This window comes from Nonomuraea terrae (assembly GCF_044465245.1).
Classification (GTDB): Bacteria; Actinomycetota; Actinomycetes; order Streptosporangiales; family Streptosporangiaceae; genus Nonomuraea; species Nonomuraea terrae.
The window spans coordinates 555,002-569,535 of record NZ_JBITLL010000002.1 but is presented as its reverse complement, the minus strand read 5'-3'; the positions used below and the strand labels follow the sequence as shown (position 1 = coordinate 569,535).

Annotated in this window: 15 protein-coding genes; 10 read left to right on the top strand and 5 right to left on the bottom strand. The window is 73.1% G+C overall.

Translation table 11 applies throughout. From position 1 onward, the window contains the following. Positions 1 to 106: 106 nt before the first annotated feature. Positions 107 to 427, top strand: a complete 321-nt coding sequence (locus tag ACIBP6_RS09010) for a nuclear transport factor 2 family protein (RefSeq protein WP_397050279.1) — start codon at positions 107 to 109, stop codon at positions 425 to 427. Positions 428 to 442: 15 nt separating this feature from the next. Here the strand turns inward: ACIBP6_RS09010 and ACIBP6_RS09005 are convergent, their stop codons facing one another. Further along, on the bottom strand, positions 443 to 1,027 hold the full coding sequence (locus ACIBP6_RS09005) for an HD domain-containing protein (RefSeq protein WP_397050277.1): 585 nt from the start codon (positions 1,025 to 1,027) through the stop codon (positions 443 to 445). Positions 1,028 to 1,160: 133 nt separating this feature from the next. On the opposite strand from ACIBP6_RS09005, the gene ACIBP6_RS09000 reads away from it, so the two are divergent. Beyond that, on the top strand, positions 1,161 to 2,573 hold the full coding sequence (locus ACIBP6_RS09000) for an FAD-binding oxidoreductase (protein ID WP_397050275.1): 1,413 nt from the start codon (positions 1,161 to 1,163) through the stop codon (positions 2,571 to 2,573). 7 nt (positions 2,574 to 2,580) lie between these two features. On the opposite strand, the gene ACIBP6_RS08995 is transcribed toward ACIBP6_RS09000, so the two are convergent. Together ACIBP6_RS08995 and ACIBP6_RS08990 are read right to left on the bottom strand one after the other, a co-directional pair. Then, positions 2,581 to 3,132 (bottom strand): hypothetical protein, encoded by a 552-nt coding sequence (locus ACIBP6_RS08995; protein WP_397050274.1) that lies wholly within the window; start codon positions 3,130 to 3,132, stop codon positions 2,581 to 2,583. 354 nt (positions 3,133 to 3,486) lie between these two features. Further along, positions 3,487 to 4,401, bottom strand: a complete 915-nt coding sequence (locus tag ACIBP6_RS08990; RefSeq protein WP_397050272.1) for an NAD(P)/FAD-dependent oxidoreductase — start codon at positions 4,399 to 4,401, stop codon at positions 3,487 to 3,489. Positions 4,402 to 4,508: 107 nt separating this feature from the next. On the opposite strand from ACIBP6_RS08990, the gene ACIBP6_RS08985 reads away from it, so the two are divergent. Further along, positions 4,509 to 5,351 (top strand): alpha/beta fold hydrolase, encoded by an 843-nt coding sequence (locus ACIBP6_RS08985; protein ID WP_397050270.1) that lies wholly within the window; start codon positions 4,509 to 4,511, stop codon positions 5,349 to 5,351. Here ACIBP6_RS08985 and ACIBP6_RS08980 read toward each other — a convergent pair. Continuing rightward, the gene (locus tag ACIBP6_RS08980) at positions 5,332 to 6,165 is read right to left on the bottom strand and encodes an SPFH domain-containing protein (RefSeq protein WP_397050268.1); all 834 of its coding nucleotides are present in this window, start codon (positions 6,163 to 6,165) and stop codon (positions 5,332 to 5,334) included. The genes ACIBP6_RS08985 and ACIBP6_RS08980 overlap by 20 nt on opposite strands. 187 nt (positions 6,166 to 6,352) lie before the next feature. On the opposite strand from ACIBP6_RS08980, the gene ACIBP6_RS08975 reads away from it, so the two are divergent. Then, entirely contained in the window at positions 6,353 to 8,692 is a 2,340-nt protein-coding gene (locus tag ACIBP6_RS08975; protein WP_397050266.1) for an acetyl-CoA acetyltransferase, read from the top strand. Between the two features lie 34 nt (positions 8,693 to 8,726). Further along, positions 8,727 to 9,212, top strand: a complete 486-nt coding sequence (locus ACIBP6_RS08970) for a hypothetical protein (protein WP_397050264.1) — start codon at positions 8,727 to 8,729, stop codon at positions 9,210 to 9,212. A gap of 126 nt (positions 9,213 to 9,338) precedes the next feature. On the opposite strand, the gene ACIBP6_RS08965 is transcribed toward ACIBP6_RS08970, so the two are convergent. Continuing rightward, the gene (locus tag ACIBP6_RS08965) at positions 9,339 to 9,890 is read right to left on the bottom strand and encodes a hypothetical protein (protein WP_397050262.1); all 552 of its coding nucleotides are present in this window, start codon (positions 9,888 to 9,890) and stop codon (positions 9,339 to 9,341) included. Positions 9,891 to 9,980: 90 nt separating this feature from the next. Here ACIBP6_RS08965 and ACIBP6_RS08960 point away from each other — a divergent pair, with 90 nt between their 5' ends. The 5 genes from ACIBP6_RS08960 to ACIBP6_RS08940 all read left to right on the top strand — a co-directional run bounded on the left by ACIBP6_RS08960 (position 9,981) and on the right by ACIBP6_RS08940 (position 13,961). Then, on the top strand, positions 9,981 to 10,364 hold the full coding sequence (locus ACIBP6_RS08960) for a nuclear transport factor 2 family protein (protein ID WP_397050260.1): 384 nt from the start codon (positions 9,981 to 9,983) through the stop codon (positions 10,362 to 10,364). 284 nt (positions 10,365 to 10,648) lie between these two features. After that, entirely contained in the window at positions 10,649 to 11,398 is a 750-nt protein-coding gene (locus ACIBP6_RS08955) for a GNAT family N-acetyltransferase (RefSeq protein WP_397050258.1), read from the top strand. A 798-nt stretch (positions 11,399 to 12,196) separates the two neighbouring features. Next, a complete protein-coding gene (locus ACIBP6_RS08950; RefSeq protein WP_397050257.1) occupies positions 12,197 to 12,604 on the top strand; it encodes a hypothetical protein in 408 nt (135 codons plus the stop codon). Continuing rightward, positions 12,535 to 13,113, top strand: a complete 579-nt coding sequence (locus tag ACIBP6_RS08945; protein ID WP_397050255.1) for a serine/threonine-protein kinase — start codon at positions 12,535 to 12,537, stop codon at positions 13,111 to 13,113. Before ACIBP6_RS08950 ends, ACIBP6_RS08945 begins: the two co-directional genes overlap by 70 nt. A gap of 485 nt (positions 13,114 to 13,598) precedes the next feature. Continuing rightward, on the top strand, positions 13,599 to 13,961 hold the full coding sequence (locus ACIBP6_RS08940; RefSeq protein WP_397050253.1) for a hypothetical protein: 363 nt from the start codon (positions 13,599 to 13,601) through the stop codon (positions 13,959 to 13,961). The last annotated feature ends 573 nt before the right edge of the window (positions 13,962 to 14,534 follow it).

The window sequence follows — 14,534 nt, the reverse complement described above, 5'->3', positions numbered from 1 at the left end:
CGCGCTGTGATCCTGGACGTACACGACCGCATGGGCAGGGACTCGCCGCGCTCATGCGGCCGTCCACCCAGGACCCGCACCCAGGACCCGTACCAAGGACACGCTCATGACTGATCTGCCTCCCGTCATCCAGCAGGCGGTCGACGCCGCGAACGCCGGTGACACCGACGCCTTCCTCGCGCTCTTCGCCGACGACGGGGCCGTGGACGACTGGGGGCGGATCTTCCGCGGCCACCAGGCCGTCAGAGGCTGGAGCGACAAGGAGTTCATCGGCGTGCGGGCGAGCCTGAAGGTCACCGGCGTGCGCCGGTCGGGCGCCACGACGACGGTGTCGGCCCAGGTCGGCGGCGACGGCTTCAACGGCCCGTCCGACTTCGCCTTCACCGTGAACGGCGACCGCATCACCCTGATGCGCATCACCGGCTGACCCGGAGCCCCGGGGTCAGGAGGCTGATTCGAGGGGGTTGGCGGCGATCCGCCCCGCGACGTCGTTGCGGACCGACGCCGCGGCGGCGCTGTCCGGCTTCCGTCTCGCCTGGTCCTCGAAGCACGCCAGGAACTCCGTGCCGAACCCCAGCCGGGGATAGCGGCCGAGCATCTCCGCCCGCGCGTCCGCGCCGAACTCCCCGGGATGCCGTCCGGTCACCTCCCAGCTGGTGGCGACCTGCAGCAGGTGGGCCTCGGGGTCGGCGAACGCCGACACGTCGTCGCGCATGTGCAGCACGATGACGTCCTCGACCCTGGCGGCCCGATCCGCCGGCCAGCCGGCCGCAACCCCGAAGACCCAGCCCAGCCGCCCGCCCGCCTCCTCGAACGGCACGGTGTGGCTGTCGAACGTCTCCGTCAGCGCGATGTCGTGGAGCAGCGCCGAGACGTAATAGAGCTCGTCGTCGTGGTCGATGCCGTGCGCCGTCGCGTACATCGCTCCCCAGAGGTAGGAGCGAAGGCAGTGGTTGAGCAGCGCGGACGAGCAGAAACGCCTGGCCACGGACAGGGCCGCCGCGGCGGCGGGAGTCTGCGGGAACATGCGCTCAGGCTCTCACGCGACCCGGCAGGGAAGCCGCGTCTGAGATGCGTGTCATCGAGCCGCCCTCTCTGCGTTACACACACTATGTGTAACGTAAGGCCATCACGAGCCCGGATACGGAAGGCCGAGACGGATGACCTCGTACGACACGACAGGCCCTGCCTCGCTGAGCAGCGCGGAAGCCGCCGATCTCGCCACGCGGATCGCCGGTCCTGTGTCGCTGCCCGGCGACGATGGCTACCAGGCCGATTGCGCCACGTTCAACCTGATGACCCCGGTGCGACCGGCCGTCGCCGTCGGGGCGACCGGCGTGGCCGACGTGCGGGCCGCGGTCCGGTTCGCCGCCGGACGCGACCTGCCGGTGGCCGTGCTGGCGACCGGGCACCAGGTGGTCGGCGAGGCCGGGGGCGCGGTGCTGATCAACCTGTCGCGGATGGACGCCGTCCACGTCGATCCCGGCCGCCGGCTCGCCCGCGTCGAGGGCGGCGCCCGCTGGCATCAGGTGCTCGACGAAGCGGGCGAGCACGGCCTCGCCGGGGTCAGCGGCGCCTCACCCACCGTCGGCGTCGTCGGCTACCACCTCGGCGGCGGGCACAGCCCGATCCTCGGCCGCACGCACGGGTACGCCGCCGACCACGTACAGGCCGTCGAGATCGTCACCGCGGACGGAGCGTCGCGCCGGGTCACCGCCACGTCCGAGCCCGACCTGTTCTGGGCGCTGCGCGGCGGCAAGGGGAACTTCGGCGTGGTCACCGCGCTGGAGTTCAGCCTCTTCCCGGTTGAGCGCTTCTACGGCGGTGGCCTGTTCTTCGCCGGCGAGCACGCGGCGGAGGTGCTGCGCACCTGGCGCGAGTGGACGACCGGCCTGCCGCTGGAGACGACGTCCTCCATCGCGTTCCTGCGCCGGCCGCCGCTGCCCGGGGTGCCGGAGCCCCTGCGGGGGACGTTCGTCGTGCACGTCCGGTTCTCGTCCCTGCTGCCGGCGGAGGAGGCCGGACGCCTGCTCGCGCCGATGCGGGCGATCGCGCCGCCCGTGCTGGACACGATCGCCGACACCCCCTACCGCATGGCCCGCACGTTGCACATGGACCCGCCCCGGCCCGCGCCGTGGGTCGAGCGGTCGTCGGCGCTGCGGGACTTCCCCGGCGAGGCCGCCGACGCGCTCCTCAGGCAGATCGGCCCCGATTCCGGGACGCGGCTGGGCTTCGTCGAGGTGCGGCTCCTCGACGGCGCACTCGCCCGCCCGCCCGCGGTGCCGAACGCGGTGTCCGGCCGGAACGCACGATGGGCGTTGATCGCCTCGGGCGCCGGCGCCCCCGACCAGGCCCCGGTCTTCCGCGCGCAGCTGGCCGCCCTGGCCGGGGCACTGGCGCCGTGGACGCAGGACGAGATGAACGCCAACCTCCTCACCGCCTCCCAGGGCACCACCCCGGACGAGCTGCGGGCCGCCTACGGCCGCGAACGCCACGACCGGCTCGCCGCGATCAAGAAGCGGTACGACCCGCGCAACCTGTTCCGCGTGAACCACAACATCGCGCCCGCCTGACCGCCTCTCAGACGGCGGCGGCGGCCGGGACGATCGGCGTCAGCTCGTGGCCCTCGTCGTGGACGAGGATGAAATCGGGATCGGTACGCCGCGCGGCGGCCAGCAGCCTTCCCATGACGTCGGCCGTCAGGTCGAGCCCGAGCGCGGCGGCGACCCGCTCCTGGCACTCGGCGAGATCGGGGAAGTCCTCCTCGACGAACTCGGCCCGGCACTCCTCGGACATCGCGCGCATGGCCTCGACGCCGCCCCGCCAGCGGATGAGGCAGTCGAGCCACCAGGGCGCCGCCACCACGAGGGTGAGCAGGTCGGTGAGGTTCTCCGCGACCAGGCTCGTCATGCCGTCGGACGACAGGTACAGCACCGGGCGTTCCTCGCCGCCCTCGCCGCAGAAGAAGTAGCCGCAGCCGCTCGCCATGCCGGCCACGGCCTCCTTCGGCTGCCCCGACCGCAGCGTCTCCTCCTCGCCGACCCAGTAGGGGCGGTCCAGGTCGAAGTCGAACGGGTGGATGAGGAGATCGGCGAGCTCGGGGTCGTCCTTGATCCGCTGAATGAGGCTCATGCGGCATGATCCTATTGCTCCCGGTTCATCCCCTGGACGGGCGGCCGGACAGGGTCCGACCATGGCCGACCGGGCCCGTCGGGGGCTGGACGCGGACGCGTTCGACGAGGCGGCGTTGGAGCCGTGCCCGGCGCGCGCCAGGGAGGCGGGCGTCGCGTTCACCGCGCCGGCCGAGACGCGCGACGGCGTGCAGCACCGCCGCGCACTCTACGACCTCGACAGGACGTGTTCGGCCGGCATCCCCGGGCGCGGGTGGTCGCCGGCGACCGGTTTCGTCCGTGAGGCGAGGTACCGGCGGCTGGTGACGTTCCACCATCCGAGCGCTGACGATCGCCATGAACCGGCGCCTCGGCCTCACCGGCCCGGAGAACCGAGCCCCGTGTCCTCGTCGAGGAGGGCGTCGTTGAGGGCGATCGCGGTGGCGGTGGCGTGGCCGGCGGAGCCCGCGACGGTCAGGGCCGGCTGCGCGCACGACCCGGCCGCCCACACCCCCGGCACCCCCGTGTGGCCGTCCGCGTCCGTGACGACGGCCGCGCCGCTGATCGTGCACCCGAGCTCGGCGGGCAGCGGTGAGGCCGGGCGGCGGGAGGTGGCCGCGAACACCACGGCCCGGGGCAGGAACTCCCCGTGCGCGAACTCGACGCCGGTGAGGCGGCCGCCGTCGGCCACCACCCGCGCGATCGGCTCCTCCCGTACGGCCACGCCCGCCGCGCGCAGCCACTCCAGCCGCTCGTCGTCGAACCCGGACGGGCCGCCGGTCAGCACGACGAGGTCGCCGGTGAAGCGCCGCAGCAGCAGCACCTGCCGCCAGGCCCGCTCGCCCGCCCCCACCACCGCGACCGGCCGGTCACGCGCCTCCCACCCGTGGCAGTACGGGCACGACACCACGTCGCCGCCCCACAACGCGGCCAGGCCGGGAACCGGCGGCAGCTCCTCGATCACCCCCGTGGCCAGCACCAGCGCCCGGGCCCGCAGCCTGCCGCCGTCCCGCAGCCCGACCAGCCATCGCGCCCCCTCCCGCCGCGCCTGCGTCACGACGTCGCAGACCACCTCGGCGCCGTAGCGGCGGGCGTCGTCGCGCGCCAGCTCCAGCAGGCGGCCCGGCGCCACGCCCTCGTGCCCGGCCACGTTGTGCACGGCGCGTGCCCGCGCGTTGCGGGGCTCGCCGCCGTCCACGACCGTCACGGCGCGCCGCGCGCGCCCCAGCACCAGCGCCGCCTGCAGACCCGCCACACCGCCGCCCACCACGATGACCTCACTCGTCCTCATGGTGTCAGCCAAGCAGGCGTCCGCATAGTGAGCAAGTTCGTATCGTAATACGAGACAGTGGATAATCGGTTGCCCCCGGAGGGGGCGCGCTGACACGCTCGTCGGTCATGCCCTCCTTCTCCGCCCCCGACGGCACCGAGCTGGCCTACCACGTCTCCGGCCGGGGAAGCCCGGTGATCTGCCTGCCCGGCGGCGCACAGGACGCCGGCTATCTCGGCGACCTCGGCGGCCTGTCCGCCCACCGGCGGCTCGTCCTGCTGGACCCGCGCGGCACCGGCCGGTCCGCGACACCCGCCGACCCGGCCTCGTACCGCTGCGACCGGCTCGTCGGCGACGTCGAGGCGCTGCGCGAGCACCTCGGCCTCGACCGGATCGACCTGCTCGCCCACTGTGCCGGCGCCAACCTCGCCCTCCTGTACGCCGTCCGCCACCCCGAGCGCGTCGCCAGGCTCGCCCTGATCACTCCGAGCACCGTCGCCGTCGGCTTCGCCCCCACCGGCGAGGACCGGCTCGCGGCGGCCCGGCTGCGCGCGGACGAGCCGTGGTTCGGCCCCGCCTACGCCGCCCTCGAGTCGATCGTGGCCGGCGACGGCGACGACTGGAAGGCCATCGACCCCTTCTTCTACGGCCGATGGGACGCGCCGGCCCGGGCGCACCTGGCCGCCCAGGACGGCCGCCGCAACCCGGAGGCCGCGGCCGTCCTCGCCGCCGAGGGCGCGTTCGACCCCGAGGCCACCCGCGCCGCGCTCGCCTCCTTCCCCGCCCCTACGCTGGTGCTCGCCGGCGAGCTCGACCTCAACTCCCTGCCCGGCGCCGTGGCCCGGCTCGCGGCGCTGCTCCCCGGCGCCGAGTACATCGTCCAGCCGCAGGCGGGTCACTACCCGTGGCTCGACGACGCCCCATGGTTCGCCGCCACGACGGCGGCGTTCCTCACTGGTTGTTCGGGGTGACGTTCACGGCGCTGCCCGTCGGCACCGGGACGATCGAGACCTTGCCGTCCTGGATGGCCTTGTAGAGGATCGCGCCCTGCGGCCCGAGCACCTTCGCCAGCTGCTCCAGCGACTTCAGCTCGGTCAGCGCGCGGGTGTTCTCCGCCTCCTGGGCCTTCTGCCGCTCCTGAGCCGCCTGCGTCTCGGTCTGGGCGTTCACGATCGCCTCGGGCGGCTCGGGCTGGCGGATGATGAACTGCAGCCGCTCGAAGTACTGCCCCTGCGTCAGGGCGGCCACGTACTGGTTGGTCAGCCTCGCCATGTCCTGCTCCCACAGGGCCTTCTTGGCGGGGTCGGCGTAGAGGTCGCGCCAGTCGTACTTGAGCGTCGCCTCGTCCATCGCGCGCTCGACGCTGTTGCCGATGTAGAACTGCAGCATCCTGGTCCAGCCGTCGGGCTCGTACGCGGCGTACTTCTTCCCGATGTTCTCGTGGAAGGACTGCAGCTTCTTGCAGTCGGAGGCGGAGAAGTAGAACGTCAGCCCGCCGGACATCGTCATGACCTGCCCGTCCGCGCTGACCGACGTGATCTGGCTGCCCTCCGACTCGTCCCGGCCGGAGAAGTCGTAGGTGCGCTGGCCGTTCGGATAGCGGTAGCCCTCGTCGCCCGGCCCCGAGACGTCGCGGGTGGACGGCCTGAGGCACTCCTGGAACTTCGTGGAACTGAACATGCCCGCGTCGTAGACGATGCCGCCCTCGTCGGGCTCGACGTTCGTGATCGAGCAGCCCGACAGGGCGGCGACGGCGAGCAGGCACGGGGGGATGATGCGCTTCACTGGGATCTCCTGCCTGGAAGACGGTCTGCGCAGAGGGCAGAGATGATAGGGGCACGGGGCTGATACCGGTCCCGGTTCGGGAATGTCCGCCGATCATGCTTGCCGGGCCTCGCGGACGCGGTTACGCTCCCGTTGTTCAGCACTTTTTGGGACGAAACGCGTCTATAAATCGTGGCTGGTGATGGGCTTGAAGCGGTTCGAGGGTGTTGATCCCCGTACGCCGGTGCTGGTGGGCGCGGGGCAGGCGTCCGAGCGGATCGACGAGCCCGGCTACCGGCGGCTGTCGGCCGTCGAGCTGGGCGCGGCCGCCGCGCGTGAGGCCCTCGCCGACACCGGCGCCGACCCCGCCGAGGTCGCCGCCGCCGTCGACACCGTGGCCGGCGTGCGCCAGTTCGAGATCTCCACGCCGGGCGCGCGGGCGCCGCTCGGCAGGTCCACGAACTACCCCAGGTCCGTCGCGGGCCGGATCGGCGCCGCGCCCCGGCGCGCGATCCTCGAGGTGGTGGGCGGCCAGTCGCCGCAGCACCTGGTCAACGAGCTGGCCGCGACGATCGCGGCCGGTGCCGCCCGGGCGGCTCTGATCGTCGGCTCCGAGGCGATCTCCACCGCCCAGCACCTCGCCCGGGCCGCGGACCGGCCCGACTTCACCGAGACCGTCGACGGCGACCTCGAAGACCGCGGGTACGGCCTGGCCGGTCTCGTCTCCCGGTCACTGATCGCGCACGGGCTCACCGACGCCCCGACCCAGTACGCCCTGTTCGACAACGCCCGCCGCGCCCGGCTCGGCCAGAGCCGCGAGGAGTACGCCGCCGGCATGGGCGCCCTGTTCGCGCCGTTCACGAAGATCGCCGCCGCGAACCCGCACGCCGCCGCGCCCGTCGAGCGCACGGCGGAGGAGCTGGTCACCCCGTCGGAGCGCAACCGCCCTATCGCCGACCCGTACACCCGCTACCTCGTGGCCAGGGAGAAGGTCAACCAGGGCGCGGCCGTGCTGCTGACGTCGGTGGAGGAGGCGGAGCGGCTGGGGGTGCCGCGGGACCGGTGGGTGTTCCTGCACGGCCACGCCGACCTGCGCGAACGCGACCTGCTGGAACGCGCCGACCTTAGCAGGGGCCCCGCCTCCGTCATGGCCGCCCGCCACGCGTTGGAGCTGGCCGGGATCGACGCCGACGACCTGGCCGCCATCGACCTGTACAGCTGCTTCCCGATCGCGGTCTCCCACGTCTGCGAGGGGCTCGGGCTGCCCATGGACGGCTCACGCGAGCTGACGGTGACCGGCGGCCTGCCGTTCTTCGGCGGACCCGGCAACGCCTACTCGCTGCACGCCATCGCCGAGATCGTGGGGCGGATGCGCGCGCAGCCCGGCGCGTACGGGCTGGTCGGCGCGAACGGCGGCATGCTGAGCAAGTACTCCGCCGGGGTCTACTCCACCACCCCGGCACCCTGGCGGCCCGGCCGCGGCGCGACCCTGCAGGCCGAGATCGACTCCTGGCCGGCCGTCGAGCAGACGGCCCGTCCTGACGGCTGGGCCACCGTCGAGACGTACACCGTCAAGCACGGGCGCGACGGCAGGCGTACCGGCATCGTCATCGGACGGCTGAAGGCCGACGGCCGCCGCTTCCTCGCCAGGACCGCCGACGGCGACGACGCGGCGCTCGACCTGCTCACCGGGGGCGAGCCGGTCGGCCGCCGCGTCTACGTGCGCTCCTTCGGCTTCGGCAACCGCGTCACGGTCGGCGACGCGCGGATGGACGAGCTGTTCCCGCCCCGGCCCGCCGTGCTGCGCGACGACTACGCGCACGTGCTGGTCCGCCGCGACGGGCATGTCCTGGAGGCCGCCGTCGACCGGCTGGACCCGGCCGCCCACGACGAGCTCGACCAGGTCTTCGACGCCTTCCTCGCCGACCGGGACCTGTGGGTCGCGATCCTCACGGGGGCGGGCGGCGGGATGTTCTCGGCGGGTGACGGCCTCATGGGCCGGCCCGCCCCGAAGAACGGCCTGGCCGGGCTGACCGCCCGGCGCGCCCTGACCAAGCCGGTGATCGCCGCGGTCAACGGCCCCGCCCTGGGGGCCGGCTTCGAGATCGCGCTCGCCTGCCACCTCGTCGTCGCGGACGAGACCGCCGTCTTCGCGCTGGACCAGGTGAGGGCCGGCCAGGTGGCGACCGGGGGAGGGCTCGTCCGGCTGCCACGCGCCCTGCCCGCCAGGCTCGCCACCGAGCTCATCCTCACCGGCCGCCACCTCACCGCCGCCGAAGCCCATCGGCACGGCCTGGTCAACCGCGTGACAGGACCGGGCGGCGCACTGGAAGGCGCCCGCGCCCTCGCCCAGGACCTCCTGGCCGCCGCACCGCCGGCCGTGCATGCCTCACTCCGGATCATGTCCGAGACCGCCGCCATCCCCGATCCGATCGACGCCGTCACGCACCCCTCCCCGGCCCTGGACGAAGCCCTCTTCACCGAGGACGCCACCGAAGGCCTCAGAGCCATGGCCGAGAACCGCCCACCCCGCTGGCACAACCGCTGACCACCCGCCATGGGCCTGTGGAACCATGGACGCCGTGCAGCGAGTCGTGATCCTCGGGCGTGGCGGTTCGGGGAAGTCGACGCTCGCCGCCCGCCTGGGCCTGATCACCGGGCTTCCCGTCATCGAGCTGGACGAGCACTTCTGGCGGCCCGACCTCGAAGCGACGCCTCCCTGGCAGTGGGCCGCCGTCCAACGTGAACTCGGCAGAGCCGAGGCTTGGATCATGGACGGCGACCTCGGGCCCTACGACGTCCCCGACGTCCGGCTCCGAGCGGCGGACACCGTCATCCTGCTGGACTTCTCGTTCTGGCGCTGCGCCTGGCGAGCGATCCGGCGCTCTCGGGAACGCGCCGACTTCTGGTGGTGGGTATGGGCCTACCGACGCCGGAGCCGGCCGCTCCTCCTCGCGGCGATCGAGGCCCACGCGGGTGACGCGAACCTGCACGTGCTGCGGAATCCGCGCACCGTGCGACACTTCGTCGCGCGCGTCACGACCGCCCGGGCCTCAGGACGACCGTGACTCCCGCCACACCGCGCAGCCTCTTCTGATCGCTTCGCCCGCGCGCTGCTGATCGCGGTCCTTGCGGGCCCCGGCTGCTCGCCGTGGTCGTGCCGGACCGTGCGGGCGCCGCCGCGGTGCGGACAGTCAGGGGACCGCGATGCCGGAGGCGGGGAGACCGGCCTGGTCGGGCACCACGCGGGGGAGGCCGCGCAGCCAGCCCTCCAGGTCGGCGGGCCACCAGCGGCCGGCGGTCAGGCGGCCCAGCTCCTGGCCGACCGCCGACGCCGAGGCGTGCACGGGAACCACCCGTACGGGTGCGGCCCCCGCCAGGACGCCGAGCCACCAGTGCCGCCAGGTCGCCGTCATCCCGTCGGGGTCCAGCACCAGGTAATAGTCGGGCAGGACGAGCCGGTCGGCGCGCAGCTCGGCCAGCGCCGCCTCGATGGCCACCTCCAGGGCGCCGGTGGGAGCCGTACCGTCGAAGAACGCCGTCCAGGCCGCGGCGACGTCGGCCAGCGGGTCGGCGTCGTGCACCACGTACGTCGCCGGCGAACGCCCGGCGAGCTCCATCACCTCGGCCGGCCGCCGATCTCCCCGCGGGATCGCCCGTACGTTGTGCAGCCCCTCCAGGCCCGCCACCACGTCGCCGGCGCCCTCGCCCGCCACCACGACCACCGTACTGATCAAACGCCGCATAACGGGCAGTTTATGTCGGACGCCGACGGCGGCCGGATCGGCCTGACGCGGGCGGGGAAAACGTCGGTGGCGGCCGTTAGGGTTCCGCGCATGGACGAGACCTCCCGCACCCGCGGCGTCGTGCACGCCTACGTCGACTCGGCGGAGCGACGCGACTGGGCCGCGTTCGCCGCCCTGCTCGCCGACGACGTGGTCTACGAGATGCCGCAGACGCGCGAGCGCATCCGAGGCAAGACCGCCTATCTCCAGTTCAACACCGACTATCCGGGTGACTGGCATCTGAAAGTGCGTCACGTCGTCGCTGACGGCCGTCACGCCGCCGCCTGGCTCGACGCCCGCGTCGGCGACGACTCGCAGGACGCGTGCGCGTGGTTCGAGCTGTCCGCCGAGGGTCTGATCAGCCGGGTCACCGACTTCTGGCCCGAGCCGTACGATCCGCCCGCCGGCCGCGAGCACCTCGTGGAGCGCTGGTGACGGCCGACGCGTTCCGCGCCCGCGCGGTATGACCGATGCCAGCGGCGTACGAGGGAGGCGGCATGCGGCACCGACCGAGCGGCACGGCCGCCCCGGTGGCGGCGCTGCCCGACTGCCGCGGGCGAAGTCTGCCGGGCCAGTGGTACGGCGTGCCCGACGACGTGCCGGCCCGGTGGTGACCGAGTTCTTCCGCGCTGCGAGGTAACCCCACCGAACACCAGAAATCGCACACCGGATCGCGGTCTCACCGACCGCCGAGCCCATCCCGAGAGCCACGGAGGGTCATGACCGTCGTCCTGTCCGTCAAGGCCACCGCGTCCGCCCCCGCGCTGCGCCTGCGCCCCTGGCAGGCCGACGACGCGGCGGCCCTCGCGCGGGCGCACCGCGACCCGGTCCTGCGCCGCCGGCTCACCACCTTCGTCACCACCGAAGCTGACGCCCGCCGCTGGATCGCGGCCCAGCACGAAGCCTGGGCCGCCGCCACTCGCTTCAGCTTCGCCGTCCTGGAAGCGGTCTCGGGCGGTGAAGCGGGGGAGACGGGCCTGGGGCAGGAGGCCGCGCGGGAGCCGCCGGGAAAGACGGGGCCGCGTGGCTTGGCGGAGGTCAGATCGGGAAGCAACGCGGAGATCGGGGCGGAAGCCGGGGTCGGGTTCGGGAGTGGCGGGCGAAAGGTCGGTGGTGGCGAGGGGATCGGCTCGGTGCGGTTGGCCGGGCAGGTCGTGCTGAAGACCGGCGCGGAGCCGGGTGTCGCCGAGGTCGGCTATTGGATGTCGGCCGAGATTCGGGGGCGGGGAGTCGCGTCCCGGGCGCTTGAGGCCGTGACTCGGTGGGCGTTCAGCGCGCAGGGGCCGTTGCGGCTTGCCCGCATCGAGCTGTTTCATGTTGCGGACAATCACGGCTCATGTCGTGTCGCCGAGCGATGCGGCTACGGCTTTCAGCGCGTGTTGCCCCCGCAGCCTCCGGTCTTCCCTACGGAGGGGCATCTGCACGTGCGCCATGCTGGGGCTGACGGTGAGCACCGGCACCGTTGGTAGGTCAGCGGCGGCGCCACCCCATGCGGCGCCCCGCGGCAAGGTGCGCTACGACAACCTCGAGGCCGCGATCGCCCCGGGTCGTCAAGAGTTCGGGCGGGGACCCACCGGTGGCCGGCTTCGGCGGGCGGGGACGCACCGGTGGCCGGCTTCGGCGGGCGGGCCGGGCAGAGACGGCACGGCGTCGGCGATCCCGGTGGGCCCCGCCAGGACCGGCGGCGCCGGCTCTTCGGCGGCGGGCTCGGCCGGACCGTTCCGTGGCTCCCACGACCGCATCCCGCCGACCGGCGCGGACGCGGCGAGAGGCCGCGGCGGGAAGACCCGCCCCGTAGCACGAACGCCTGCAGGGTCGCCCCCAGCCACGGGCCGAAGCGCCACACGAACAGCGCCGGCTCGTTACGCCAGTCGCCGGAGGGGAATTCGCGCACGTCGGCCGTCGCCACGAGACCGACGAGCGCGCTCACATAGCCGAGGGCGGACAGCGCGACCGCCCGCCTCCGCAGCCGGAACGCGGCGAAGCCGATGCACAGGGAGGCCAGGAACCCGAACGACACCAGGGCAACGACCGCCCACACGAAACTGAGCGTCTCTGTCAGAGGAGGTCGCGTATGCGTGGGCCCGGCGGGATGGGGCCGATCGTCGTTCTGCGGGCCATGGCGCAAATCTTAGTAAAAGCGAAGTCCGGCGTGACCCATGTGAGTGTCGGGTATATCCAGTAATTTCCCTCCCGGAGTAATAAGCACGGTGAAATGAGCGCAGAGCTACGGACGCGGAGAAACGAGCCGAGGGAAAGTCGGCCGGGTGGACAGGCAGGTGGTCGGCGGCCGATACGAGCTCGATCTGCTGTCGCGCCGCGGAGGCGGCATGGGCGAGGTCTGGATCGGCTACGACAAACGCCTCGACCGGCCGATCGCGATGAAGCTCAGCCGCGTCGACCGGCTGCCCGACGGACGACCGGACGACCGGACGACGACCTCGCGCAGCGCCTCCGTCCGCGAGTCACGCATCACGGCCCGGCTGGAACATCCGGGCATGCCCGCCGTCTACGATTGCGGCACCCACGAAGGACGGCTGTACCTGGTCATGCAGCAGATTCCTGGAGTTCCGGTCGCGACGCTGCTCGACGAGACCGAGATTCCGTGCCGTGGGCCGCGGCCATCGCCGCCCAGGTGTGCTCGGTGCCGGCGGCGGCGCACGACAGGTCGCTGATCCACCGTGACCTGAGGCCGGGCAACCTCATGCTGACCCCTGAGGGCGCCGTCAAGGTCCTCGACTTCGGCGTCGCGGCGGCGATCTCGCCCTCGGCCACCCGGCTAACCCGTACCGGCGTCTCGGTCGGCACCCCGCAGTACATGGCGCCCGAGCAGGCTCTGGCGGGCGCCACCGGGCCGCGGAGCGACCTGTACTCGCTCGGTGTGGTCCTCGACGAGATGATCACGGGCGAGAACCAGTTCGGCGGGGCCACACGCTGGCGTCCCTGCACAACCACCTGCGCCGGGCGCCGTGCCCGCTGCGCCGGCGCAGCGGGAGGTGCCGGAACGGCCCGAAAGCCCGGTCCTGCAGCTGCTGGAGAAGGCCCAGGACCGGCCGCCCTCCTCGGCGGCGGAGGTCTACGACCGGCTCCTGGAGTTCTGCGACCCGCTCCCGCCGGTTCCCTGGGTACGTGCAGGCCGACGCGCATCCGATCCGCATCTACGCCCACATGGTCGGCCGCCTGACCACCCCCGCGTCACCGCCGTCCCGTCCCGCTTCCAAGAGCCCGGCCTCGACCCCGCCGTCCCGGCCCGCCTCCGAAAGGCCGCCGTCCTGCCTGACAGCGAGAGTCCGGCCTCGACCCGGCTGTCTCGGCCCGCCTCCGAAAGGCCGCCTCCCGCCTGACAGCGAGAGCCTGACCCCGGCTTCGCCGTCGTGGCTCGCGGTCGAAACGCAAGCCCCGCAGTCCTGGCAGACCTCGGCGAGCCGGTCACGGCCCGCCGCCGCGAGGCAGGCGCCGCAGTTCCGGCGCGGCGACATCGCTCGTGCGTGGGACGAGGGGCGCTCAAGGCGGAGTCGCGTTTCACGCAGGCCGCCGAGGTGCTGGGACGGATCGCGGAGCCCGCTCGTCGGGCGCTCGGCACGACCGACTCCGAGGTGACCGCGCTCCGGATCGACCTGGCCGACGCGCTCTTCCTCGCCGGGGACCACCGCCGGGCCGCAGCGGAGTTTGCCGCGGCCGGCCGCCAGCATCGCCGCGCGCCAGGGCCCGGCCGACGACCTGGCCCTGCGGTTCCGCATGATGGAGGCCACTTGCCTGGCCATGCTCGGCGACACGGCCCTCGCGCTCGCTCGGCTGAGACACCTGCTGGACGACGAGCGCACGCTGGAGCTGCGCCGCCAGATCGGCCTGCTCGAACTCGGCGACCACGCGGCGGCCCGTCACACCCTCGGCGCCCGCTGGCCGACCTCAAACAGCGCCATGGTCCCGGCCACCCGAGCACCCGCGAGATCCGCGACCTCCTCCACGACCTTGCGGACTAGGGCACGCGCGGGTACGCCACGGGTAAAAGACTGGGTCAATTCTCCCTGATGCGGATATCCGGGGAAGTTTCCTTATAGCTTGCTGGTTGGCGACTGTATCCGATCGATAAGAGAAGCGCCGGCTCAGGAAAACGTCCGGCACATGATAATGGGGGGACCAATGACGATCCGCCAATACCTCGGACTCGGGGTCCGCACAGCGTATGACCCCTACCCGCACCCGGGAGGCCGCGGCGGCTCCGACAGCGCGCGGAGTGCTCGCCGCCGCAGGCGTCGCCGCTGACGCCCACCTGGGACGTCCGGGAAGCACAACATGACGTAGCCAGGACGACGCGAGCGCGGCGACGCTCGACGCCGCCCTGGCGCGCGCCGTGCAAGGGGCAAGCGACAGGCCTCACCGGCGCAGAAGACCTCAAGATCCGCCCCTACCAGAAGGCGACCCGTTCCATCGGTGCGTACACCGCGGCTTCGCCGGCACGACGCCGCCGCCCTCAAGAAGTACGCGACTCGCCCGCGCCGGCCGGGACGCCACCGCCGTCAAGAAGTAGGCGACTCGCCCGCGCCGGCCAGGACGCCACCGCCGTCAAGAAGTACGCGCACTTGCGCGCATGCCCCCACCCCG